This window comes from Rhodococcus sp. Leaf233 (genome assembly GCF_001426165.1).
In the GTDB taxonomy this organism is placed as follows: Bacteria; Actinomycetota; Actinomycetes; order Mycobacteriales; family Mycobacteriaceae; genus Rhodococcoides; species Rhodococcoides fascians.
The window spans coordinates 314,763-339,348 of the sequence record NZ_LMRO01000011.1 but is presented as its reverse complement, the minus strand read 5'-3'; the positions used below and the strand labels follow the sequence as shown (position 1 = coordinate 339,348).

Sequence of the window (24,586 nt, the reverse complement as noted above, 5' to 3'; positions counted from 1 at the left end):
GCGAGATGTGCTGCACGAATGGATAGGACTCGACGGGTTCAACAAGCTCTCCGATCGACAGGCGATGCATGCACTGTTCGAGTGCTGCGCGTCCTCGATCTGGGCCCGTCGAGTCGCCCAGGGTAGACCGTTCGCCAGCCGAGACTCTTTGTTGGACAGAGCAGATCGGGTACTTGCCGAGCTGCCGGAGGCCGAGATAGATCATGCACTCGACGGCCATCCCCGGATCGGGGGCACTGCGGACAACCCGTCGTCGAAGCGTGAGCAGGCCGCAGTAACCACTGCGGGCAGCGAAGTACGCGAGAAGCTGGCGGCGGGAAACCGCGCGTACGAAGACAAGTTCGGGCACGTGTATCTGGTGTGCGCGACCGGCAGGTCGGCCGAGGAGTTGCTCGCTATCCTCGAGGAGAGGCTCGACAACGATGCCGAAACCGAAAGACGGGTGCTCCGCGTGGAACTGGCCAAGATCAACCGAATTCGCCTCGGCCGCGTGCTGGGACCGAAGCAGTGACCGGGCTGTCCACGCACGTGCTCGACGCCACGGCCGGTACACCGGCGGTCGGCATGCGCGTGCGGCTGTTCCATTCCGAACAGGGCGAGATATCGACGGCCACCACCGACGGAGACGGCCGCATCGGTGAGGTGATTCCCGGACCTGTCGAACCGGGCGTGTACCGGCTCTCGTTCGACACGGAATCGTATTTCGAGGCGACCTCGACCCCGAGCTTCTACCCCGAGGTGTCCGTCTCCTTCACCGTCATCGACCCCGACGCCCACTATCACGTGCCGTTGTTGTTGTCCCCCTTCGCATATTCGACCTATCGCGGGAGCTGACATGACCGACCTGACCGGAAAGATCGTTCTGGGAGCCAATCAGTACGGCAAAGCCGAGAACCGGGTGGTGCGGATCTATCGAGACTCTCCGCGGCACGAGATTCACGACATCAACGTATCGAGTGCGCTGCGTGGCGATTTCTCTGCCGCACACCTGGCCGGCGATCAGTCCGCCGTTCTGCCCACCGACACCCAGAAGCAGACCGCGTACGCGTATGCCAAGACCAAGGGTCTGCTTCACCTGGAGAGCTATGGGCTCGACCTCGCCCGTCACTATGTCGACGACGTCGAGCCCGTCGACGGTGCCCGTATCGAACTCGAGGAGTACGCCTGGGCGCGTGCGGTCGTCGACGGCGTCGAGCACGACCACACGTGGACCCGCAAGGGCGAGGAAATTCGCACCTCGGCCGTCACGGTCGAGGGTAAGGGCGAGGCGCAGCGAACCTGGGTCGTCAGCGGTTTCAAGGAGATGGTGATTCTCAAGTCGACGGGTTCGGAGTTCCACGGCTTCCTCGAGGACGATCTGACGATTCTCGAGCCCACGACCGACCGAGTGATGGCGACGTCGTTGACAGCGCAGTGGCGCTACACCACAACCGATGTCGAGTGGGATGCGGTGTACGCGGGCGTCAAGGCCGCGATGATCGAGCGATTCGCCAACCTGCAGTCGCTGGCTCTTCAGCAGACCCTGTACGCCATGGGCGAGGCGGTACTGGAGAAGTATCCGTTCATTGCCGAGATCTCGATGTCGGCCCCCAACAAGCATCACTTCGTCTACGACTTGGGCAAGTTCGGCATCGAGAACAACCTGGAGGTGTTCAACGCCGACGATCGGCCCTACGGTCTAATTCAGGCAACGGTCGAACGAGAGGACGCTCCGGACGCCGGAAGTGCTTGGCGCACATACTCCGTCGTCGGGTAACACATTGCGCTCACGTGTGCAGTGCCGCGGACCATTCCACCAGTGGGCTCAGAGCACGCCAGGCGTCGCGTACTTTCGTTGCTGCCTTGGGGCTTTCGAGCCACGCGGGTGAGCCGAAATGTTTGCCGGCAGTCAACGTCTTGTGCCGCAGCAGATCGATGCGCGGATGGTCGATCTCGTAACCCCGCGGCTTGGTCTTGAGCACGTCACCACCGATCTCGAACCCGGATTTCGTCAGCGTGGCCAGTAGCGCCTCGAGTTCGGCTCCGCGTACGTCGTCGTCGACGGTCTTGCGGGAACGCGCGATCGAGTCCGGGGAGCTGTTGTAGAAGCCGCCTGCGACGAACAATCCGGCGGGATCGATCTGGACGTAGTAGCCGAGGCTGTCGCCCCGTGCGACGAACCCGCCCTGGTGACTCTTGTACGGGGTCTTGTCTTTCGAGAATCGAACGTCCCGGTACGGCCGAAACAGTTTGGCGCTACCGAATTCGGGTTCCAGGTACGCCAGCAACGCGGTCATCGGTGCCTTGACGGCACTGTCGTAGACGTCCTTGTGTTCGTTCCACCAGAGTTTGCTGTTGTCGGCTTCGAGGTCTTCGTAGAAGTCCAGGGCGGTGAAGGGGATTCCGGTGAAGCCTGCAGTCATTTCCCCATTATGCAGCGCCGTGGGCCGACGCCCGAGGCATGGATTGCAGGGCGAGGTAGACATCCAGTCTGTCCGCAGTGGAGCCGAGATCTCGCCCGAGCAGTTCCTCCACGCGTTTGATGCGATATCGGACGGTGTTGAGATGGACGTGCATCGACTCTGCGGTTCGATGCCAGGACCCCCCGTTGGCCAGAAACTCCCGCAGCGTGTCGGTCAGGTCGGCGTCGGTGCGTCGGTCGTGCTCGAGCAGCGGCGCGAGGACATGCTCGACGAACGATTTTCGTACGTCGTCGGGAAGCGCCGACATCATCGATACTGCCGAGGTCGGCTTGGTGCCTGCGGTGACCGTCACCGCCGCGGATCCCTGCCTGCTGAGTTCGAGAGCGTGACGAGCCGACCTCAGTGCGCCGTCGATGGTCAGCCCGGTGGCCACGGCGCTCACGCCCACATGTATTCGGCTGGGTCCGATCCCGGAGCGCAACCGGGACAGCCGAATGCGGATGGTCTGCGCGAACAGTGTGTCGTCGGTATTGACGACAGCGACGATGTCGCCGTGCGCGCTGCATCCGACACACCCACCGCCGAACGAGGTCAGGGTGTCACCGACGACGGATCGGAGCATCTCTCGCAGGTCGACGCGACCGCTGTGGGCAACTCTGACGACGACGAGCGGCCTGTCGGGGTCGACTCCTGCCTGGCGCAGCCTCGTCAGTGCCTCGAATCCGGTGCTGTCGTGTTCGATCAACGCCACCGCCTGATCTGCGATCTCACGCCGCACCAGCCGTCCTTCTTCACGCCGGGCACGATCGAGCGCGGCGATGGCTGCGAGTTGCCCGAACGCCTCGGAGACGTCGGGAGAGAACGAATCCATGTCTCCGGCCACAGCCAGGAACCATCGCGTGGTGCGCTGTACGAGCGATGGCCCGACGCCGAAGACACTGTAGGTCGATCCATCAGCGAGAACGGTTGTCGAAGGAAGCGTTTCGGACGAGAGTGCCGCGTGCGTCAAGGTGTCGACATCTGCGTCGGACAACGCAGATGCCTCGGTGACCAACCGACGCCCGGTGGCGGTGTAGATCAGACACGCCATTCCCGTTTCTCTGGAGATGTGCAGTGCCAGTTCGTCGAGGGCTCTGCCGTCGGCGACCGCGGTGAGCAACTGGCGTTGGCGCACGAGCGAATTGTTCAGCGAAGCAATTCGATCACCGGTGACCCGGCCGACGAGAAATTCGGTGACCTCACCGAACGACACCGTGTCGGGAACAGCGAGGAGCGGCAGACCGTGTCGCTCGCATGCGTTGACGAGATCGAGCGGAATGTGTCCGAGCAACCCCTCCCCCGCGGCCAATGCCGTCGCACCGGATTCGGCCACCGATCGAACGAACACTTCGCTGTCGTCGGGCGTGCGCCGCCATACGAGTCCGGTGATGACCAACTCGCCGCCCGCGATGTATCGGGACGGGTCGGGTAGGTCGGTGGTGAACGTCCACCGCAGGGTACGTCCGAGGGCGTCGCGATCGGAGGTGAGCAATCGGATGCCCAGGTGCGAGGCATCGAGTAGGTCTCCGACGTACATCGCTGAACCTCCCGCCTCGTGTGTTCGGCCGTGCCGGAGGCAAAGATAAGCGCGGGTTGTTTCCGCCGAGTTTCGGGCGTATCGCGTGAGCACCGAGATCGGTAACAGAAAGTCACTACAGTTCGAGAAGGCGCACCGGGCGGTGAATCCGGGCCGGCGAGAATGAGGTGAACGAAGCCATGGATCTCGGCACTGTCGATCGTGTTCTGCTTCCCCGCTCGCGTGCGGATCTGCCGCCGGGCAGCGCGGACGCCGCGGTAGTTGCGGGCGGCACGTGGCTGTTCTCGGAGAAACAGGACCACCTGACCACCCTGATCGACATCACGGCCCTGGGATGGGAACCGTTGATCGTCGACGAGAACGGACTCGGGATCGCAGCGACGTGCACGATCGAGACTCTGGCTCGATTCGAGTCCGCCTTCCCCGCAACCACCTTGTTCCCTCGGTGTGCAGCCGCCCTGCTGGCCTCGTTCAAGATCTGGAAGACGGCCACAGTCGGCGGAAACGTAGCGCTCGCCCTGCCTGCCGGAGCCATGATCTCGTTGACTGCCGCCCTGGACGGCGTCGCAGAGGTGTGGTCGGCACACGGCCCCGAGCACGACTACCGTCTGCCTATCGACCAGCTGGTCGTCGGCCCCCAGACCACGGTGCTCCGACCCGGGGATGTGCTGCGCAGCATCGACGTTCCGCGGCACGCCCTCGAGTCGAGAACGGCGATGCGCACGCTGTCGCTCTCACCTCTCGGCCGATCGGCGGCGGTGGTGATAGGACGCGTCGACCCCGACGGCACATTCGTGTTGACCGTCACCGCGTCGACCGTTCGTCCGTTCGTGCTTCGGTTTTCGGCTGTACCGACGGCGCACGAGCTCGACGACGCCCTTGCCGACACTATCGGTCCGCAGCACTGGTACGACGATCCCCATGGTGCGCCGGATTGGCGTCGACACATCAGTTGCGCTGCGGCGCAGTCCATTCGCGAGGAGCTGTCATGATCGTCGACATCAACGGCGTACCGACCGAGGTAGCCGCGCGACCGGGTCAATGTCTGCGCACCCTGCTCCGCGAACACGACCGTTTCGAGGTCAAGAAGGGCTGCGACGCCGGTGACTGCGGCGCGTGCACGGTCCTCGTCGACGGAGAACCGGTGCACTCGTGCATATTTCCCGCCTACCGCGCGGCCGACAGGTCCGTCACCACCGTGGCCGGGCTCGGCACCCCGCAGGATCTGCACCCGATGCAGCGCCGGTTCGTCGAGGCCGCCGGATTCCAATGCGGGTTCTGTACGGCCGGGATGGTCGTGACCGCGTCGACCCTGACCGCGGACGACAGGGACGAGCTGCCGGCAAGATTGAAAGGAAATCTGTGTCGCTGCACCGGGTATCGCGCCATTTCCGATGCCGTGTGCGGGGTGGTCAACACCGAGAAGGTGGCAGACGGTCCGGCATGCGGGCGTTCGCTCGAAGCGCCCGCGAGCACACGGATAGTCACCGGAACCGAGGCGTACACGCTCGATCACTCCCCGCCCGGGCTGCTGCACGCCAGTGTTCTCGGCAGTCCGCATGCCCACGCGCGGATTGTCTCCATCGATACCACGGCCGCGGAGCAGGTTCCGGGAGTGCAGCTGGTGCTCACCTCGAAAGACAGCCCGGCGGTGGCATTTTCCACGGCCAGACACGACAGCCGCGTCGACGACCCCGACGACACCCGGGTACTCGACACCGTCGTCCGGTTCATCGGCCAACGTGTGGCGATCGTGGTCGCAGAGTCGATCGCCGCCGCGCAGGAGGGCTGCCGCGCCCTGATCGTCGAGTACGAGGTGCTACCCGCCGTGTTCGACCCCGAGTCGGCACTCGCCCCGGACGCACCGAAGATCCACGGCGACAAGGACACATCGGCTCGGATCGCCGACCCGTCCCGAAACCTGGTGGCCGAACTGCACGGCAGCACCGGTGACGTCGACGCTGCAGTACGTGATGCAGCAGCGGTGGTCACCGGGCGATGGACGACTCAGCGAATTCAGCACGTGCACTTGGAAACTCACGGCACCATCGGTTGGCTGGACGCCGACGGCCGGCTTCATATGCGCACCAGCACCCAGGTTCCCTACCTGGTGCGCGACGAAATATGCGAAATCTTCGGCCTCCCCCGGGATCGTGTCCGCGTGTTCACCGCACGGGTGGGTGGCGGGTTCGGCGGCAAACAGGAACTACTGACCGAGGACGTCGTCGCCCTGGCCGTTCTGCGGACCGGTCGGCCGGTGCAGTTCGAGTTCACCCGCACGGACGAGTTCACGGTCGCACCGTGCCGACACCCGTTTCGCGTCGACGTCACCGCCGCCGCGAGCGCCGACGGCGTGTTGACCGCCCTGTCGATCGACGTGCTGACCGATGCCGGGGCGTACGGCAATCACAGTGCCGGAGTGATGTTTCACGGGTGCGGCGAATCGGTGGCGATCTACCGGTGCGCCAACAAAAAGGTCGACGCGAAGACCGTGTACACCAACAACATTCCATCGGGTGCCTTCCGCGGCTACGGACTGGGACAGGTCATGTTCGCGATCGAATCGGCCCTCGACGATCTCGCCCGAGAGCTCGATATCGACCCGTTCGAGTTCCGCCGCCGCAATGTCATCGTTCCCGGCGACGAGATCGTCGCCGCGCACCGCGAAGGCGACGACCTGCAATTCGGCAGCTACGGTCTCGATCAGTGCATCGACCTCGCCGAGAACGCCATCAGGCAAGGCAACGGCGAGCCTGCGCCGCCCGGCTGGAAGATCGGTGAAGGAATGGCGGTGGCCATGATCGCCACCATTCCGCCCCGTGGCCACCGCGCCGAGGCCACCGCGTCGCTGCTGCCCGAGGGCGGCTACGAGATACGCGTCGGAACAGCGGAGTTCGGAAACGGGACCACCACCGTCCACACCCAGATCGCGGCCAGCGAGCTGTGCACGTCGGTCGACCGCATCCGCGTCGTGCAGTCCGATACCGAGTCGGTCACCTACGACACCGGTGCGTTCGGCTCGGCGGGGACCGTCGTCGCAGGCAAGGCGCTCTACGCGGCGGTGCGCGGGTTGTCGGCCCGCATCGTCGAGGTCGCTGCCACCGCGACCGGGCACCGCCCTTCGAACTGCACGTTGGGGCCCGAGGGGGTGCGGTGCGGAGATCGCTTCGTCCCGTTGGACGACGTACTGGCATCGGCGGGCGGCACGTTGACGGCAAGCGGCAACAGCGGCGGACTCCCGCGATCACTGGCGTTCAACGTGCAGGCATTTCGGGTGGCGGTCGACGAAGCGACCGGTACGGTCGCGATCCTCCAGTCGGTGCAGAGCGCCGACGCAGGCACCGTGATGAACCCGCAGCAGTGCCGGGGCCAGGTCGAAGGCGGTGTCGCGCAGGCCATCGGCAGCGCACTGTACGAGGAGATGCGCACCGACGGTGCGGGGCGGATCACCACCGACTCCATTCGGAGTTATCACGTCCCCCAGTTCGCGGACATTCCACGAACCCAGGTGCTGTTCGCGGACACCTACGACCGATTGGGCCCGTTCGGCGCGAAGTCGATGAGCGAGTCACCGTACAACCCCGTCGCCCCCGCACTGGCCAACGCGATCCGTGACGCGGTGGGAGTGCGCTTGCACCACTTGCCCATGTCCTCGGACCGCGTCTGGCGAGCGGTCAACGATCGTAGAACGTCTGCAGAATGATCGTGCTGCGCGTCTGCACGTGCGCCGTGGCGCGAATTTCCTGCAGTAGATGTTCGAGGGCGCGCGGCGACTCGACGCGCACCATCAGGACGTAGCTCTCCTCGCCGGCAACCGAGTGACACGACTCGATGGCGGTCAGATGCTTCAGTCGTGCGGGGGCGTCGTCCGGCCGAGCCGGATCGATCGGAGTGATCGCGACGAACGCCGACAACGGACGCCCCAGAGCTTCGGGATCGACCTGCGCCGTATAACCGCGAATGACTCGTCGCGACTCCAGGCGTCGAACTCGCGACTGAACAGCCGACACGGACAGAGACGCCTTCTCTGCCAACGTCGCCAACGTCGCGCGGCCGTCCGAGATCAATTCGTCGACGATCAGGCGGTCGACGCGATCGAGGTTTTCACTCACGTGCGCAATCTAGCTCAGATCCCCGCCGATGCCCCTCTGCCCGCACGAGACATGACCCTCTGCTCACACGAACAGCGGGGGCAGGGCCAGAACCATGACCGCCGACCAGCTGACATGCGTCAGGATCGGTGCCAGAATTCCGCCCGATGCCCGACGTTGCAGCCCCATCACGTAACCGAGCAGCACGGCGGCGAAGCCGAGCATCGGGTTGCCGGACGCGAGGGTGGCGATGGTGTAGACGACTGTCGAGATGATCACCGGATGTTTGACTCCGATGGCTGAGTACAAGGCTCCTCGGAAGAAGATCTCCTCGGCGACACCGTTGAGCAACGCGATGAACACGATCAGTACCAGCGACCCCACTCGGGCGTGTGCGAGCACGTTCTCGGTGAAATCGGCGAGCGGCGGAATCTGACGGACGACGAGGCCGCCGAGCATGAACACGCCACCGACGGCGAGACCGATGAGGATGGGGGTGACGATCGGCCGCCGGATGGACCCGCCCACCTTGATCCGTCCGAGGTGCAGCGGCCCCGACAGACATCCACCGATGATCCACACTGCGGCCAACACGAGCGTCAATGCGTAGAACGACGGGTCACCCGGTTCCACCTTGAGCGAGAAATACAGCACCGTCGCCCCGATCACCAGTGTGATCAGCACGATGATGCGCCGTTTCCTGAACGCCGCGTCGGACTCCCGGTGGTCTCGCTCGACAGGATCGACCAGAGCGGACTTCATCACGTTCAGCGCGGTCGTCGACCACGTTGCCATCATGCCTCCTCGGTATCGGTCAGTCGGCGCACGACCGACTTCGCGCGTCGGTTCACACTCGCAGCCACATCGAGGTTGGTACGCACTGCTGCTGCCACGGGCTTCGATGCCAGCAGTCGACGGCCGCCCAGAGCCTCGACCAGACCCCAGGTGCGGTCCGAGGACGCTGCCACGCCGTGCCGCCGGACGCCGAGCGCATCTCCGCCGCTCCATGCTGCGTCGGTGTTCGCCAGTCGCAGCGGGTCCTTCAGTGCACAGACCCCGGGCGGCTCGCCCACGGTTCCTCGCACGCTACGGGCCATGGCGTCTGCGATGGTGGTCAGACCACGGGGCGGATCGGGGACGAGATCCCGAATCCGGCTCTCCGACGTGGTCATCGTGTTGTGCAGTGAACCGACCAGATCCTCGGCGAGCCCGGCGGGCACAGGAATGATCTTTCCGATCACCTTGCCGGCGAGTGACGTCGGAACGAGCGGTACCGGTATCCCGATGCGCTGCAGCCCGGCGGCTTCGACGTAGGCGAACACCAGGTCGCGGTACGGGACCACGTCCGGGCCGCCGATGTCGTAGGAACCTGCTGGGACGGTGTCGGTATCGGCCGACGCCACCAGGTAGTGCAGTACGTCGTCGACTGCTATCGGTTGAACGGGCTCGGCGAGCCAGCTCGGCAACGGCAGCACAGGCAGGCGGTCCGCCAGATAGCGGAGCATCTCGTACGACGTGGAGCCGGCACCCATGACGATCGCCGCTCGCAACCACACCAGGTCGATGCCGTCCACCGTCAGCGCCTCACCGACGTCGGCGCGACTGGCCAGGTGCTCCGACAGGTGGGCGTCGTCGGGGACGAAGCCGCCCAGGTACACGATTCGACGCACTCCCGCTCGCGCGGCGGCCGCGGCGAACTGCTCGGCGGACGTCCGGTCCTGGGCACGGTAGTCGGCTTCGCCGATCGCATGGACGAGGTAGTAGGCGACATCGATGTCGCCCGACTCTGCGAAGGCCGCGGCACAGGATTGTTCGTCCGTGACGTCGAGCGACACCGCGGTCACGGAATCGTAGAAGTCGAAAGTGCGCAGGTTCTTCGGAGTCCGAGACCCGACGACGACGTCCGTGTCGTCTGCCAACAGGGCCGCCACCAGCCGAGATCCGATGTACCCGCTGGCACCGGTCACGAGGACTCTCATGCGTCGAGGCTAACGGCAGTCGGGGCGTTGCGTCGGTATGGCATTGTCGCTCCTATGGCTCTCGTGTTGGCAGGTGTGGTCCTCCCCGACCCTCTCGGTACCGAAACGGTGCTTCGGCGAGGAGCCGCAGTGGCGCGGGCCGGTGTGAGCTGGATGTTCACCACGGCCGATTTCGCGCTTACCCTGCCCGGCAGAATCGAAGCACTGCTGAGCCGTATAGAGACATTGATGACACGAATCGACCATGTGATCGATTCGGCCGATGCCGTGGTTGCTCATGTACAACGGACGACCGGTGCCGCGGACACCGTGGTCGCGTCGGCATCGGCCGCCTCGCATACGGCGTTGGAGCTGATCGAGATGTTCGATCCCATCGCCAAGAAGTCCGAGCCGATGGCGCGACGCTTCGTCGACAACCTGTCCGACGCCGAGGTCGACGCAGCGATCGCCATGGTCGATCAGCTTCCCGGACTCCTCGACCACATGGAAGCTCTACTCCCCATCCTCGCGACCCTCGATACGGTCTCCCCCGAGATCCACGAGCTTCTCGGAGTGACGAAGGACGTCAGGCGCGCCGTCATCGGCATCCCCGGATTCAAGTTCTTCCGCAACCGGGGCGAGGACAAGTTGAACGACGAGATGGAAGACGAACAGCGCTAGTCGCTATTTGACGAACGCGAAATCTTCACCTGCGTGGAAACGGGCCAGGGTCTCCGAAATGGACCGCCGTGATGGCGGATGAAATGCGAACGCGTGCAATGCTGCTGCGACGTAAGCGATTTCGGGTGACTTGATGAAGCCGATCCCGCCCACTGATTCGATGGCAGCCGAACTGCTGCGCACCAGTGCGTCACGAATCGCGATGCGGTTGAACAGCAACTTCACCGAGATGTCCTGTCCGCGTTCACCTTCGTCGAAGGCACGGGCCACGTTCTCGATTGCCGCCATGGACACCTCGAGTTCGGCCGCCGCTCGAACGTAGCCTTCGTAGTCACCCTTGTCCTGCTCGATCATCCGCTCGAGCAGAGAGGTCGCGGCGCCGATGTAGTTGGCGGAGATCAGCATCCCGAACCAGAGGTAGCCGGTCATCTCGTGCACGCCATCGGGATCGTCGTCCTTGTTGGGTAGGACGAGGCTTGCCGGTACTTCGACGTCTTCGAGCAACACTTCCTCGCTCTGCGCGCCGGCCAGAATGTCGGTGGTCCAGAACGGCTTCACACTCATACCCGGAAGGCCGGCCGGAATCAGCGCGACGGCGCGGTCACCAGAGTCGATCTCGACGCTGCAGGTCAGCAAGTCCATCGAACGTGCCAGACTGCACGGCTTCTTGCTTCCGTTGACGATGTAGTTGTCGCCCTTCTTCACGGCGGTCATCGTCGGAATGAACACACTCCCGCCGGTGACGCCCTCGGAGAACCCGGAAGCGACGATCGCCTTCTGGTCGACCAATCCCTTGATCAATGCTCGGTCGTCGTCGGTGGCACCACGAGCGAATTCGGTCAGGGACGCGAGTGAGAGATGGTGCATCGTGGTTCCCGCGCCCAGAGAGGGTGAGCGAGACCCGATGGCCCTTTGCGCCCGAACCGCGTCGATGGCCGGAGCACCGAGACCACCCAGTTCGCCCGGGACCACCAAGCCGGTACCGCCGAATTCCCGAAACTTGTCGATCGCGTCCGAATCGCGGGACTCCAGTCGGTCCAGTGGGGTTGTGTCCAGATACTGCAGCAAACCCGGCATGTACTTCTCGAGCGTTTCTCTTTCGCGCACCATTAATCCAGTCACTGTTCATCTCCTTGTGTCACTAATCGATTGTGTGTCACTGATTGATTGCGGCGTCGTCCAATTTGTACCATCAGTCGACCTGGACAAATCAGTCCAATATCGGCATGGACAGCGGTAAAGCAGGTGAATTCGCGCTGGACCCCGACAATACCCCGCCACCTGCGGCGATAAACTAAAGGTCTCGTAAAGTTTGCCCCTCGAAAGAAACCGAAGTTATTTTTCGGGGCGCATTTACCAACCGATTTCCGTCGCACGAGCATCTTTTGAAACGCTGAATATTCTTCCGCCGAATACCAATCGCCCGCGCCGCCCACTCCGAATGAACTCATGAATTCGCGACAATCCACAATCGACTCTGTGAGGAGTTCTGGTACACGATGGTTGTCAACAGATTGATGAAACGACTCGGCGGAGACGAGCGCGTGGATTTGCTGCGCGCTGTTCGAGACGCCGATGTGGTCCCGTACTTCCGCAAGATGGAATCGGCCGTTGCCCCGGTCGTTCGCGTCGAGGGCCGGGACAAAATCATGCTCGGATCCAACAATTACCTCGGCATTGCCGATCATCCCAAGGTTGTAGAGGGTGCCCAGCACGCGCTCGACACATTCGGCAGCGCAGTCACCGGAAGTCGTTTGCTCAACGGCACTCTGGACCTCCACCTCGAACTCGAGCACGAGATCGCCCAGTGGCACGGAACGGACGACGCACTCGTCTTCACCACGGGCTACCAGACGAACCTCGGAACGATCAGTGCGATCGTCGGCCCCGGTGACACGGTGATCGTCGATTCGGCGGCCCACGCATCGATCCGCGACGGCAGCACTCTCTCGGGCGCGTCGGTGGTCAAGTTCAAGCACAACGACATGGCCGATCTCGAAGCCAAACTCCAGCAACCCGTCGTCGACGACGGAGCCGTGCTGGTGATCGTCGACGGTCTGTACTCCATGGAGGGCGACCTGGCACCGCTCGACGTCGTCTCCGAGCTGTGTATCCGCTATCACGCAGCGCTGATGGTCGACGAAGCCCACAGCCTCGGTGTCTACGGGCCCGAACTCACCGGAGCGGCAGAGCTGTTCGGCATCACCAAGGACGTCGACGTCACGATGGCGTCACTGTCGAAGAGCCCCAGTTCCACCGGCGGGTTCGTGACCGGCTCGAGCGACTTGATCGACACCCTCCGGGTCAAGGCCCGCGCCTTCCTGTTCACGACCTCCGGTGTGCCTGCTGCGGTGGGTGCCGCATTGGCTTCCGTCCGCCTGATCCGAAGCGACGAGGGCAAGGATCGGGCTCGGCGCGTACTCGACAACGCCGAGATCCTGCGCGGCGGACTGCAATCGGCCGGCCTCGACGTGGCAGGCCGCTCGTCCACACCCCACGGCGATACGGCCGCCCCCATCGTCTCACTCCACATCGGCGACGACCTCGTGGCCATGAGTCTGTGGAAGAACCTCTACGACCGCGGCATCTTCACCAGCGCCGCGTTGCATCCCGCCGTGCCGAAATCCGGTGCCATACTTCGCCTGTGCGTGATGGCAACGCACACCGAAGAACACCTGTCGACCGCCACGGAACAGATCATCGAGGCCGTAGCGGAGCTGCCCTCATGAGTGAGCGCCACCGCGGCGTGCGTATCGCGGTCACCGGAGCCACCAGTGACTTCGCGGCCGCGATTCTCCCGAGGCTGTTCGAGGATCCCGAGGTGGACGCGGTCGTCGGGATAGCCCGTCGCCCAGCCCGAATCACGCACCCGAAGTTCACCGCGATCCGCTCGGACATTCGCTCTCCCGACCTCGAGGAGACGTTCGCCGAGTGCGACGTCGTGCTGCACTTGGCGTTCGTGGTCGAGGAGCTCAAAGACAAGACGGAGACCCACGACATCAACCTGCGCGGGTCACGCAACGTCATCGATTCCGCATACCGAGCGGGGGTGTCACGCGTGGTGATCGCTTCGAGCATCAATGCGTACGGTGCCGACATCGCTCCGGAGCCGCTCACCGAGAACAGTTATCCAGCAGGCGATCCCAATCGCTATTACTTCTACGACAAAGCCGAGGTGGAACATTACGCGGAGTGGTGGCTGCGTAGGCACCCCGGTGAGATGACCATCTCCATGTTGCGGTGCACGTACATCGTCGGGCCCGACTTCGCCAACGACGGGATCGACCAGTTCACCGGGCCGATCGGCGCGTTCCCGGAAGCGGATCGGGCCTCGTACCAATTCTTGTTCCAGGACGACATGGCCGACGCCTTCCACCGCGCGGCCAAGACCGACCTCGTCGGTCCGTACAACCTGGGTCCGGTGGACTGGGTCGGCGTGCGCGAACTCGCTGCGATGCAGGGCCAGTTGATGTTCGACGTTCCACAGAAAGCGGCGACGCGTATCGCGAACATCGCCTTCGCCCTCGGCCTCACGCCGTTCTCCGGGCAGTGGGTCACGCCCGGAGAGCCCATCGTCGATTCGACCGCGCTCGGTGCTGCCACCGGTTGGGCACCCACCCTCACCTCCCATGAGGCTGCCGCCGTGATGATTCTGCTGCAGGGCAAGTCGCTGCTGAGGAGTCAGGACGCCCTCGAACGCGACCTCGCCTGCGAGGCAGCGTTGCGGCCGGCCTCCGACGCGGTCGCGCTCGCCCGCGCTGACGTCGCCGGCCTCGATATCGTGCACCGGCAGCTCGATATCGCCGGCGGTCGAGTGCACATCGAAGTACACCGATCGGCGACAGCCACCGACCAGTCGGTGGTGCTGGTTGCCGATACCGGTCTGCATGCCCGCTACCTGACACCCCTGGCCGAAGAGATCGCACGGGCAGGCGTCGACGTAGTGGTATTGGATCTCCCCGGCCACGGCCTGAGCACCGGGCTGCGCGGCCGATCATCGGCCACCCAGACCGTCGACGCTGTCGACGCCGCACTGCGCTTCGCTCGCACGCACCTCGACACCGCCCCGGTGGCGCTCCGCAGCGGAGTCCGGCACCCGACCGACACCCTGGTCGGCGGCGTGCGTCGGCGCGCAACCGGGTGGACGACACTCGAGGAACCGAAGTGCCCCGACGGGCTGTTGCCTTCTCGAGTGCGCGTGGACGGCACAGCTGCGCTTCCGTTCGTGTCCACTGCGGCGGACGCTCTGGCCTACTGCGCCAGGACGATCGGACTCAGCGCCACCAGCTGAACCTGCTGCGAATGCGCGCGAACCACGATGCACCGTCGTGGTTCGCCGCCGAGGGCCGACCCGACGTCACAGCCGACTCCGCGTCGTGCTGTCTTTCCAGTCGGTCGACCTCGGCTCGATTGGTACGCCACCGGGACACCCATGTCTCGACATCCACGGGGCCGAGCGGCACGATCGGCGGGGTAGGAAAGCGAATCCAATCGACGATGCGAGCGTTGAGCTCGTCCAACACGTCTCGTACGGACTCCTCGCGCCGGAGACCGATCAACGTCGAGGGCAGCCGCTCGATCTCTTTGCGCAACGCCAACGCCGTGGGCAAGAGCGCATCGACCGGCAGGTTCTCTCGCCTCAGATAGCCGCGAACCCACCACAGTTCGTCGTCGGGATCGCCCATCGGGATGGGTTTACCGGTGCCGTCGAGTCCTTCGAATGCACCGGCGTCCTGCGCCTCGCGGATCTGTTTGTCGACCCAGGACTCGAACGTGACTCCTGGCTTCTTGCGTTCGGTCACTCCATCGACTGTAGAACCGGCCCCGGGTGTTCGCCAGGTGCGCCCGAGACGAGTGAGCCCCGATCCCATGCAGGGGTCGGGGCTCACTCGAATGCGTCGGCTCAGCCGTATTCGGCGACCAAGCGGTCGAACTCGTCACGGTCGATCACCTGAGGCTCGTTGATGGCCAGCGCCTGGGCGTACTTGCTCGCCAAGTGGTAATCCCGGCCGAGTGGACCGTGCTCGGCGTCGTCCTCGTCCGATTGGATGCTTGCACCCGGCGGCACCTCGTTCTGCAGGCCGTTCGTCTTGCTGCCGAGCAGTGCGTCGAGTTTCGCGGAAATCTTCTGCATGATCTCTTGGTCGTCGGTCATGGCCACCGGGTACCCGAATCGGGCGAAACGACACCGCAGCGCACGAGCTTCACGCTCCGGGGTTACCTGTCGGTGTCTCGGGGCATGATGGTGGGATGGCCACGCACAGTATCGGCACCGACATCATGGAGAAGCTGTCGCGGCCGACTCGCGAGTGGTTCAACGGCGCATTTCCGGCCCCCACGTCGGCGCAACTCGGTGCGTGGTCGTCCATTTCCAGCGGATCGCACACCCTGGTGGTCGCGCCGACCGGCTCGGGCAAAACGCTGTCGGCGTTCCTGTGGGCCCTCGACGAGCTGGCCCAACTGGGTGCGGACAGCACCCGCAAGACCAAGGTGCTCTACATATCGCCGCTCAAGGCTTTGGCAGTGGACGTCGAGCGCAACCTGCGTGCTCCGTTGGTCGGCATCACCCAGACGGCCAAGCGTCTCGGTCTGAACCCGCCGGAGATCTCCGTCGGAGTCCGCTCGGGCGACACCAGCGCTGCCGATCGCCGGACCATGATCAAGACTCCGCCGGACATTCTGATCACCACTCCCGAGTCTCTGTTCCTCATGCTCACCTCTGCGGCGCGGGACATCCTGGCCGAGGTCGATACGGTGATCGTCGACGAGGTGCACGCCGTCGCAGGCACGAAGCGTGGCGCGCACCTCGCGGTGTCCCTCGAGCGACTCGACGCGATGCTGGACAAGCCCGCGCAACGCATCGGCCTGTCCGCGACGGTGCGCCCCCACGAGGAAGTGGGCCGATTCCTCGCCGGTGCCGCTCCCATCGAGATCGTCGCCCCACCCGCTCCGAAGACTTTCGACCTGACGGTTCAGGTGCCAGTGGAGGACATGACCGAACTCGGCGTCACCGACCCGAATGCGGACACCTCCGCCGCTCCCCCGGCTCAGGGATCGATCTGGCCGCACGTCGAGGAGAAGATGGTCGATCTCATCCTCGAGCACAAATCGTGCATCGTCTTCGCCAACTCGCGCCGGCTCGCGGAACGACTGACCGCGCGGCTCAACGAGGTGTACGCCGAACGTATCGGCGGCGGAGTCGATACCGAGCACAAACCACCATCTCAGGTGGGCACCGCATCCGACGTCAACCACGGCGCCGATCCTCTGCTGGCACGGGCCCACCACGGCAGTGTCAGCAAGGATCAGCGCGCGCTGATCGAAGACGATCTGAAGACCGGTCGTCTGCGCTGCGTTGTGGCCACCAGCAGTCTGGAGCTCGGAATCGACATGGGCGCAGTCGATCTGGTGGTCCAGGTCGAGGCACCGCCGTCGGTGGCCAGTGGCCTGCAGCGCGTCGGTCGCGCCGGCCACCAGGTGGGCGAGATCTCCAAGGGCGTGCTGTTCCCCAAGCACCGCACCGATCTCATCCATTGCGCGGTCACCGTCGAACGCATGACGTCGGGCAAGATCGAGGCCCTCTTCGTCCCGGCCAATCCCCTCGACGTCCTCGCCCAGCAAACCGTCGCGGCGTGCGCACTCGAACCCATCGACGCCGAGGACTGGTTCGAATCAGTCCGTCGCACCGGCAGTTTCGCCACTCTGCCCAGATCTGCCTACGAGTCGACACTCGACCTGCTCTCGGGCCGTTACCCGTCGGACGAGTTCGCCGAACTACGGCCACGGCTCGTGTGGGACCGCGACGCCAACACTCTCACCGGCCGTCCCGGGTCGCAGCGGCTGGCCGTCACGTCCGGCGGTACCATCCCCGACCGCGGCCTGTTCACCGTCTACATGGTGGGCGAAAAGCAGTCTCGGGTAGGCGAACTCGACGAGGAGATGGTCTACGAATCGCGAGTGGGCGACGTGTTCGCACTCGGTGCCACCAGCTGGCGCATCGAAGAGATCACGCACGACCGGGTGTTGGTCAGTCCCGCATACGGCCAACCGGGCAGGCTGCCGTTCTGGCACGGCGACGGCCTCGGTCGACCGGCCGAATTGGGCCGGGCCCTGGGCGAGTTTCTGCGGAGCACCACCGACCGCAGCAACCTGGCCGAGCGGCTGAGCGCGGACGGTCTCGACGCCAACGCAGTCAACAACCTGATCGCTTTGCTCGACGAACAGTTGGAGGCCACCGGCCAACTGCCCACCGACAAGACGATGATCGTCGAGCGCTTTCGCGACGAACTCGGCGACTGGCGTTTGGTGCTGCACTCCACCTACGGTCAGCAGGTACACGCGCCGTGGGCCCTCGCGGTCGGCGCAAGGCTGATCGAGCGATACGGCATCGACGCCGCCCCCACCGCATCCGACGACGGCATCATCGTCCGGCTACCCGATACCGACGACCAGCCGCCCGGCGCGGAACTGTTCGTGTTCGAGCGCGACGAGATCGCCGACATCGTCACCGAGCAGGTCGGTGGATCGGCATTGTTCGCGTCGAGATTTCGCGAATGTGCCGCTCGTGCACTGCTTCTGCCCCGACGCAACCCCGGCAAGCGGGCACCACTGTGGCAACAACGGCAGCGTTCGGCACAGCTGCTCGACGTCGCTCGTAAATACCCCACGTTCCCGATCCTGCTCGAAACCGTGCGCGAGTGCCTGCAGGACGTCTACGACCTCCCCGCCCTCGAAGATATCCTGGCCCGCATCGGCCGACGCCAGATCAGGATCGTCGACGTCGAGACGCCGTCACCGTCACCGTTCGCGAATTCGTTGCTGTTCAACTACGTCGGCGCCTTCATGTACGAGGGCGACAGCCCGCTCGCCGAACGGCGGGCCGCCGCACTGTCTCTCGATTCGGCGCTGCTGGCCGAGTTGCTCGGACGCGTCGAGCTGCGAGAGTTGTTGGACGACAGCGTCATCAGCACCACCGAGCTCGAGTTGCAGCGACTGCCCGAGGACAGACACGCCAAGGACATCGAAGGCGTTGCGGATCTGCTGCGGCTGCTCGGTCCGCTGACCGCCACGGAAGTCGGACTGCGCACCAACGGCGACGAATTCCCGCAGTGGCTCGCCGAGTTGGCCGATGCAAAGCGGGCAATGGAAGTTTCGTTCGCCGGCCAGAACTGGTGGACGGCCATCGAGGACGCGGCTCGCTTGCGCGATGCACTCGGTGTTCCGCTACCGATCGGCACTCCCGCCGCGTTCATCGAGCCCGTCGACGACCCACTCGTCGACCTGATCAGCCGGTACGCCCGAACCCACGGTCCGTTCACCCTCGACGACGCAGCCGCGCGGTTCGGCGTCGGTACCGCCGTGGTGCGTGACGTCCTGCGCCGACTGGCCGTGGACAAACGCGTCGTCGAGGGCGAATTCCGTCCCGGTGCAACGGGCAGTGAATGGTGCGACGCCGAGGTTCTTCGGCGATTGCGGCGGCGATCTTTGGCGGCGGCACGGCAGGAAGTCGAACCCGTGTCCACCGCCACGCTCGGCCGCTTCCTGCCGGCGTGGCAGCACGTGGACAGTCGCCGGTTGAGCGGCATCGACGGTGTCGCAACGGTCATCGAACAGCTTGCGGGCGTGCCCGTTCCGGCGTCGGCGTGGGAATCTCTCGTGCTCGCCTCCCGGGTGAGCGACTACAGCCCCGCCATGCTCGACGAGTTGACCTCCACCGGTGAGGTGTTGTGGGCGGGACACGGTGCGATTTCGTCGAAAGACGGCTGGGTGAGCCTGCACATGGCCGACACCGCCCCGCTGACTCTGGTGCCCGCCGCCGAATCCGACCTGTCCGAGCTGCAGATTCGCATCCAGGACGCAGTCGCGGGCGGTGGTGCGTACTTCTTCCGCCAGCTCTCCGATACCGTCGGCAGCACCGACGACACTGCTCTGCAGGCTGCACTCTGGGAGCTGGTGTGGGCCGGACGGCTCAGCAACGACACGTTCGCGCCACTGCGGGCTCTGTTGAACTCGACGGCCACCCGCTCCGCCCCGAGTCATCGATCACCGCGTCGAACCCCGCGCCTGCGTTCCTACCGTCAATTCGAGCGGCCGTCCCTGCCCACCCGCACCGGCCCACCGACGGCCGGCGGTCGGTGGTCACGGTTGCCCGAACTCGAACCGGACCTCACCGTCCGCGCTCACGCGACCGCAGACGTACTCCTCGAACGCTACGGCGTGGTGACGCGTGGTTCGGTCATGAACGAAGGTGTCCCCGGCGGGTTCGCCACGATGTACAAGGTGCTGACGGGGTTCGAGGATTCCGGTCGCTGCCGACGCGGATACTTCGTCGATTCGCTCGGCGGCGCTCAGTTCTCCACCTCCGACGTCGTCGACCGGTTGCGTAGTTACGACGAACCGAAGAAGAACGCCACCGCCGTGGTGCTCGCGTCCTGCGATCCGGCCAACCCCTACGGCGGAGCACTGCCCTGGCCGAAGGCCGGCGGCGAAGACACCGACGACACGACGAAGCACCGGCCGGGTCGCAAGGCCGGTGCACTGGTAGTCCTCGTTCGCGGTGAGTTGACGATGTTCGTCGAACGTGGCGGGAAGTCGGTGCTGACCTTCGGCGACAACACCGAGGACATCGCCTCTGCAGCAACGGCATTGGCGACCACGGTCAAGCGCGGCGGGGTGGACAAGTTACTGGTCGAACGGATCAACGGTCACGATATCCACGGCACGGACTTCTCCAAGACGTTGACCGCGGCCGGTTTCTCGGCGACACCCCGCGGACTACGCCTGCGGCGCTGAGGCACCGCACCACTGACGAAGAAGAGAACCGAAGAACGAGAGAGGACGTAGATGCCCGAGGGCGATACCGTCTGGCGCGCCGCCAACACTCTGCGGGCAGCGCTCGAGGGCCAGCAGCTCACTGCCTGCGACATTCGTGTACCCCGTTACGCCACAGTCGACTTCACCGGCGAAACGGTCGAGTCCGTCGCGTCGAGGGGCAAACACCTGCTGATCAGAGTGGGCGGCTACTCGATCCACTCGCACCTGAAGATGGAAGGCACCTGGCACGTCTATGCACTGGGGGCTCGCTGGCGTCGTCCGGCCTTCCAAGCTCGGATCATTCTGAACACCGAGAAGGCGCAGGCCATCGGATTCGAGCTGGGCGTGCTGGAGATCCTCGAGAACGAGGACGACGCTGTCGGCTATCTCGGACCGGATCTACTCGGACCCGACTGGGACCCAGGTGTCGCCCTGACCAATCTGGAGTCGGACCCCGGCCGACCGATCGGCCTGGCCCTGCTCGATCAGCGCAACATAGCCGGACTCGGCAATGTCTACCGCAACGAGATCTGCTTCCTTCGCGGAGTCGATCCCCGCACGCCGGTCGAGGACTCCGGAGACCTGAAGAAGATGATCGACCTGTCCTTCCGCACCATCACCGCCAACAAGAATCGAAATCAGCGCGTCACCACCGGGGATCGTCGCGCGGGCCGTCATTTCTGGGTGTACGGCCGTGAGAACAAGCCGTGCAGGCGGTGCGGTACCACCATCGAGTTCGGACTGATCGGCGACAACCCACTCGAAGAACGGCAGATCTACTACTGCCCGCACTGCCAGAGATGACCGGCCTTCACAGAGCTTCGTCAGGTGAGACCAAGCCTGCTCACAGCTTCGCCGATCACCATGGATCGTATGTTGACACTTGCGATACTCACCCTGCTGGTCATGGCTGTCTCCGGCGCGACGGCTGCTCGCGCACCGCGGACGCTGGTTCGGGTTCCGTGACTCAGAGGGTCCGGACGGGTTCGAGAATTTCCTGACGCGCTTCGGGGGCGACGACGCGCAGGGCGTCGGCAGATTCGTCGTCCGGCTGACGCTGCGACGCGATCTCGGCCTCGACCCGAGCCCGGTACGTGTCGACCTCACGGTCGACCGTGGCCTCGTCCCACCCCAGGATCGGGGCGATGAGTGCGGCGACCTGACCCGCGCAGTTCATCCCACGATGCGAGTACTCGATGGAAATCCGGGTGCGCCGCGACAGCACGTCCTCGAGGTGCAGTGCGCCCTCGGCCGCAGCGGCATAGACCACCTCGACCTGCAGATAAGCGGGCGCGTCGGTCAACGGTTGCAGCAGTTCGGGTTTGCCGTCCGCCATGGCCAGCACCTCGTCGATCAGCGAGCCGTATCGGTCCAGCAGATGAGTCACTCGGTGCGGATGCAGCCCGTGTACTTCACCCAGGTGCGGGGCCTGATTGACCAGGGCGAAGTAACCGTCCGCGCCGACGAGCGGCACCTTCTCGGTGATCGACGACGCCACCCGCGCCGGGATGTCCTCGGCCGCGAGATCCACTGCGTCCTCGGCCATCACCCGGTAGGTCGTGTACTTGCCACCTGCGATGGCAATGAGTCCCGGTGCCACCCGCGCCACCGCGTGCTCACGGGACAGCTTGGACGTCTCGTCGCTTTCACCCGCCAGTAGCGGCCGCAATCCCGCGTAGACGCCGTCGATGTCGTCGTGCGTGAGCGGCGTGACGAGCACCCCGTTGACTTCGCCGAGGATGTAGTCGATATCGGCTTTGGTCGCGGCGGGGTGCGCGAGATCGAGGTTCCAGTCGGTATCGGTGGTCCCGATGATCCAGTGCGCGCCCCACGGAATGATGAACAGCACGGACTTCTCGGTGCGCAGAATGATCGCGGCTTCGCTGACGATGCGATCGCGCGGCACCACGATGTGCACACCCTTCGAGGCCCGTACTCGGAAGCGACCACGCATGTTCGACAGCGACTGTATTTCGTCGGTCCACACGCCCGTGGCGTTGATCACCACGTGCGCACGCACCTCGGTGGTGGCCCCGGTCTCCGAATCTCGCACTCGCACACCGGAAACACGGTCGGCTTCACGGAGGAACCCCACGACCTGAGTGGATGTACGCACCACCGCGCCGTAGTGGGCTGCCGTTCTGGCGACGGTCATCGTGTGCCGCGCGTCGTCGACGACGGTGTCGTAGTACCGAATTCCGCCGATCAGCGATTTCCGTTTGAGGCCGGGCGACATCCGCAGGGCACCCGAACGGGTCAGATGCTTCTGTTGCGGAACCGATTTGGCACCGCCCATCCGGTCGTACAGAAAGATACCCGCCGCGATGTACGGGCGCTCCCACCCCCGATGGGTGAGGGGGAACAGGAATTTCAGCGGTTTGACCAGATGCGGCGCGAGTGTGGAGAGCGAGAGTTCACGTTCGTGCAGCGCCTCACGGACGAGTCCGAACTCGAGTTGTTCGAGGTAGCGAAGGCCACCGTGGAACATCTTGGACGAGCGAGAGGACGTGCCCGACGCGTAGTCACGCGCCTCCACGAGCGCCACCTTCAGGCCTCGTGTTGCGGCGTCGAGCGCGGCACCCGAACCCACGACGCCACCGCCGACGACCACGACGTCGAATTGTTCGCGTCCGAGCTGGTCCCACGCCTCCACCCGTTGGGTGGGTCCGAGGAACTTCGTGTTCGATCGGTTGCTCACTGGACGCTCCCTGTCCTCGAAAATTCCTCGCGATGTCTCCCACGTCAGGCTACCGCCCCAGGTCGGCCGAGCGCAGAACCAGCGCAGGCTGGTCGCGGTTCAGCTTCGCCGTGTCATCGACGCATGTGCCGCGCTCAGCCGCCGCACTGCCTCGTTCAGCACCTCCGGTGTGGAGCCGGCGAAGCTCAACCTCAGCGAGTGGCGGAAGTACTCGGCCGACGTGGACGTTGCAGCGCGCACGAACGCGCTACCCGGCACGAACGCGACGCCGTGCGCGAGCGCCGCAGCGAGCAGCTCGGTGGTATCGGTCCCGTCGCGAAAGGTCGCCCATGCGAACATTCCACCTGTGGGTCGCGAGACGTCCAGCGCCGAACCGAATTCCCCGGACAGAGCGCTCATCAATGCGTCTGCGCGACAACCGTACTCACGCCGAAGATCGGTCAGGTGGTCCGCCAGCCACCCGGTGTCGCCCAGCATGTCCGCTGCCATCAGCTGTGTCAGCGAGGAACCGCACAGATCGGCACCCTGTTTGAGCAGTTCCACCGCCGCGCACACTCGGGGCGGGGCAACGAACCATCCCACGCGCAGAGTCGGCGCCAGGATCTTCGACGCGCTCGACAACCTGACGACACGATCGCTGTGACACGCGATCGGCAACGGGGACGGTCCGGATTCAATTGTGTCGAACCAGATCTCGCCGTACGGATCGTCCTCGATGATCCAGAATCCGTACCGGTCGGCCAGGGCCGCGAGTCGGCGACGGCGAGCCTCGGTCATCGTCACGCCGCGGGGGTTGTGAAAGTTGGCGACCGTATGGACCACCGCGGGCCGCAGGCCGGCGAGCAGCCGCGCTTCGAGCTCGTCGACATCCATCCCGCCATCGGTGATGGGGATGGATTCGATCTTCGCCTCGGCAATCGAAAACACCTGCAGCGCTCCGGTATACGCCGGTTCGTCGACCACCACGACGGCACCCGGGTCGATCAGCGCCTGCGCGAGCAGTGTCAAGGCCTGCTGCGATCCGTGCGTCACGACGACGGATTCCACCGGAACGGTACCCCCTTCGCGTGCGAGAGTTTCCCTGGCTGCAATGACGCGGCGCAGGGCTCGGTGGCCGGAGGTCTCGCAGTACTGCACTGCGTCGGAGTGTCGCAGCACTGCGTCCGCTGCGGCAGCGATGCGGTCGACCGGTATGAGATCTGTGGCCGGTAAACCGCCGGCCAGGCTGATGATCTCGTCGCGAGCGGTCAGGGCCAGAAGGTCGCGGATGGCCGAGCTGTCGAGTGTTGCGGTGCGTCGGGCCAAGCCGGCAAACGGATGAATCGAAGACATGAAAGAGACTCCAGGGCAGCAGGGACGGGAAGAAC

General features: G+C 64.9%; 20 protein-coding genes. 10 read left to right on the top strand and 10 right to left on the bottom strand.

Annotation, left to right across the window (positions count from 1 at the left end; genetic code table 11):
- The first annotated feature begins 7 nt into the window (after positions 1-7).
- From uraD to pucL, 3 genes are read left to right on the top strand one after another with little or no spacing between them, the layout of a single operon-like run.
- Positions 8-511 carry a 2-oxo-4-hydroxy-4-carboxy-5-ureidoimidazoline decarboxylase gene (gene uraD / locus ASH04_RS19600; RefSeq protein ID WP_057474282.1) on the top strand — a complete coding sequence of 168 codons (504 nt, stop codon included), beginning with the start codon at positions 8-10 and terminating at the stop codon, positions 509-511.
- A complete protein-coding gene (gene uraH / locus ASH04_RS19595) occupies positions 508-834 on the top strand; it encodes a hydroxyisourate hydrolase (protein WP_032372721.1) in 327 nt (108 codons plus the stop codon). Before uraD ends, uraH begins: the two co-directional genes overlap by 4 nt.
- 1 nt (position 835) lies before the next feature.
- On the top strand, positions 836-1,756 hold the full coding sequence (gene pucL / locus ASH04_RS19590; RefSeq protein ID WP_027496459.1) for a factor-independent urate hydroxylase: 921 nt from the start codon (positions 836-838) through the stop codon (positions 1,754-1,756).
- 10 nt (positions 1,757-1,766) lie between these two features.
- Here pucL and ASH04_RS19585 read toward each other — a convergent pair whose 3' ends face one another.
- Positions 1,767-2,402, bottom strand: a complete 636-nt coding sequence (locus ASH04_RS19585; RefSeq protein WP_057474281.1) for a DUF2461 domain-containing protein — start codon at positions 2,400-2,402, stop codon at positions 1,767-1,769.
- A gap of 7 nt (positions 2,403-2,409) precedes the next feature.
- Entirely contained in the window at positions 2,410-3,978 is a 1,569-nt protein-coding gene (locus tag ASH04_RS19580; protein WP_057474280.1) for a PucR family transcriptional regulator, read from the bottom strand.
- Positions 3,979-4,157: 179 nt separating this feature from the next.
- Here ASH04_RS19580 and ASH04_RS19575 point away from each other — a divergent pair, with 179 nt between their 5' ends.
- Positions 4,158-4,970, top strand: coding sequence for an FAD binding domain-containing protein (locus tag ASH04_RS19575; protein WP_032401223.1), 813 nt, complete (start codon positions 4,158-4,160; stop codon positions 4,968-4,970).
- The gene (locus tag ASH04_RS19570) at positions 4,967-7,681 is read left to right on the top strand and encodes a molybdopterin-dependent oxidoreductase (protein WP_057474279.1); all 2,715 of its coding nucleotides are present in this window, start codon (positions 4,967-4,969) and stop codon (positions 7,679-7,681) included. Before ASH04_RS19575 ends, ASH04_RS19570 begins: the two co-directional genes overlap by 4 nt.
- On the opposite strand, the gene ASH04_RS19565 is transcribed toward ASH04_RS19570, so the two are convergent.
- The 3 genes from ASH04_RS19565 to ASH04_RS19555 form a co-directional block, all read right to left on the bottom strand.
- A complete protein-coding gene (locus ASH04_RS19565) occupies positions 7,653-8,090 on the bottom strand; it encodes an Lrp/AsnC family transcriptional regulator (RefSeq protein ID WP_027496454.1) in 438 nt (145 codons plus the stop codon). The genes ASH04_RS19570 and ASH04_RS19565 overlap by 29 nt on opposite strands.
- Positions 8,091-8,153: 63 nt before the next feature.
- Positions 8,154-8,864 carry a CPBP family intramembrane glutamic endopeptidase gene (locus ASH04_RS19560; protein WP_032383950.1) on the bottom strand — a complete coding sequence of 237 codons (711 nt, stop codon included), beginning with the start codon at positions 8,862-8,864 and terminating at the stop codon, positions 8,154-8,156.
- Complete coding sequence (locus ASH04_RS19555) at positions 8,864-10,048, bottom strand: NAD(P)H-binding protein (RefSeq protein WP_027496452.1); 1,185 nt, start codon at positions 10,046-10,048, stop codon at positions 8,864-8,866. The genes ASH04_RS19560 and ASH04_RS19555 overlap by 1 nt, the downstream gene beginning before the upstream one ends.
- Before the next feature lie 54 nt (positions 10,049-10,102).
- Between ASH04_RS19555 and ASH04_RS19550 the strand changes: the two genes are divergently transcribed.
- Positions 10,103-10,708 carry a hypothetical protein gene (locus tag ASH04_RS19550; protein WP_032383951.1) on the top strand — a complete coding sequence of 202 codons (606 nt, stop codon included), beginning with the start codon at positions 10,103-10,105 and terminating at the stop codon, positions 10,706-10,708.
- A gap of 3 nt (positions 10,709-10,711) precedes the next feature.
- Here the strand turns inward: ASH04_RS19550 and ASH04_RS19545 are convergent, their stop codons facing one another.
- Complete coding sequence (locus ASH04_RS19545; RefSeq protein WP_057474278.1) at positions 10,712-11,830, bottom strand: acyl-CoA dehydrogenase family protein; 1,119 nt, start codon at positions 11,828-11,830, stop codon at positions 10,712-10,714.
- A gap of 377 nt (positions 11,831-12,207) precedes the next feature.
- Here ASH04_RS19545 and ASH04_RS19540 point away from each other — a divergent pair, with 377 nt between their 5' ends.
- Both ASH04_RS19540 and ASH04_RS19535 read left to right on the top strand, forming a co-directional pair.
- Positions 12,208-13,437, top strand: a complete 1,230-nt coding sequence (locus ASH04_RS19540; RefSeq protein ID WP_027496449.1) for an aminotransferase class I/II-fold pyridoxal phosphate-dependent enzyme — start codon at positions 12,208-12,210, stop codon at positions 13,435-13,437.
- Positions 13,434-14,999 (top strand): NAD-dependent epimerase/dehydratase family protein, encoded by a 1,566-nt coding sequence (locus ASH04_RS19535; RefSeq protein ID WP_057474277.1) that lies wholly within the window; start codon positions 13,434-13,436, stop codon positions 14,997-14,999. The genes ASH04_RS19540 and ASH04_RS19535 overlap by 4 nt, the downstream gene beginning before the upstream one ends.
- Here ASH04_RS19535 and ASH04_RS19530 read toward each other — a convergent pair.
- Both ASH04_RS19530 and ASH04_RS19525 read right to left on the bottom strand, forming a co-directional pair.
- Positions 14,983-15,510 carry a J-domain-containing protein gene (locus ASH04_RS19530; RefSeq protein ID WP_057474276.1) on the bottom strand — a complete coding sequence of 176 codons (528 nt, stop codon included), beginning with the start codon at positions 15,508-15,510 and terminating at the stop codon, positions 14,983-14,985. The two genes, ASH04_RS19535 and ASH04_RS19530, sit on opposite strands and share 17 nt — an antisense overlap.
- Before the next feature lie 101 nt (positions 15,511-15,611).
- Positions 15,612-15,863, bottom strand: coding sequence for a hypothetical protein (locus tag ASH04_RS19525; RefSeq protein ID WP_027496446.1), 252 nt, complete (start codon positions 15,861-15,863; stop codon positions 15,612-15,614).
- A gap of 95 nt (positions 15,864-15,958) precedes the next feature.
- On the opposite strand from ASH04_RS19525, the gene ASH04_RS19520 reads away from it, so the two are divergent.
- A complete protein-coding gene (locus ASH04_RS19520) occupies positions 15,959-20,500 on the top strand; it encodes an ATP-dependent helicase (protein WP_057474275.1) in 4,542 nt (1,513 codons plus the stop codon).
- Positions 20,501-20,551: 51 nt separating this feature from the next.
- Complete coding sequence (locus ASH04_RS19515) at positions 20,552-21,325, top strand: DNA-formamidopyrimidine glycosylase family protein (protein WP_027496444.1); 774 nt, start codon at positions 20,552-20,554, stop codon at positions 21,323-21,325.
- Positions 21,326-21,488: 163 nt separating this feature from the next.
- Here the strand turns inward: ASH04_RS19515 and ASH04_RS19510 are convergent, their stop codons facing one another.
- Together ASH04_RS19510 and ASH04_RS19505 are read right to left on the bottom strand one after the other, a co-directional pair.
- Positions 21,489-23,219 (bottom strand): glycerol-3-phosphate dehydrogenase/oxidase, encoded by a 1,731-nt coding sequence (locus ASH04_RS19510; RefSeq protein ID WP_027496443.1) that lies wholly within the window; start codon positions 23,217-23,219, stop codon positions 21,489-21,491.
- 99 nt (positions 23,220-23,318) lie between these two features.
- Positions 23,319-24,551: an aminotransferase-like domain-containing protein gene (locus ASH04_RS19505; protein WP_057474274.1), complete on the bottom strand. Its 1,233-nt coding sequence runs from the start codon at positions 24,549-24,551 to the stop codon at positions 23,319-23,321.
- Between the last annotated feature and the right edge of the window lie 35 nt (positions 24,552-24,586).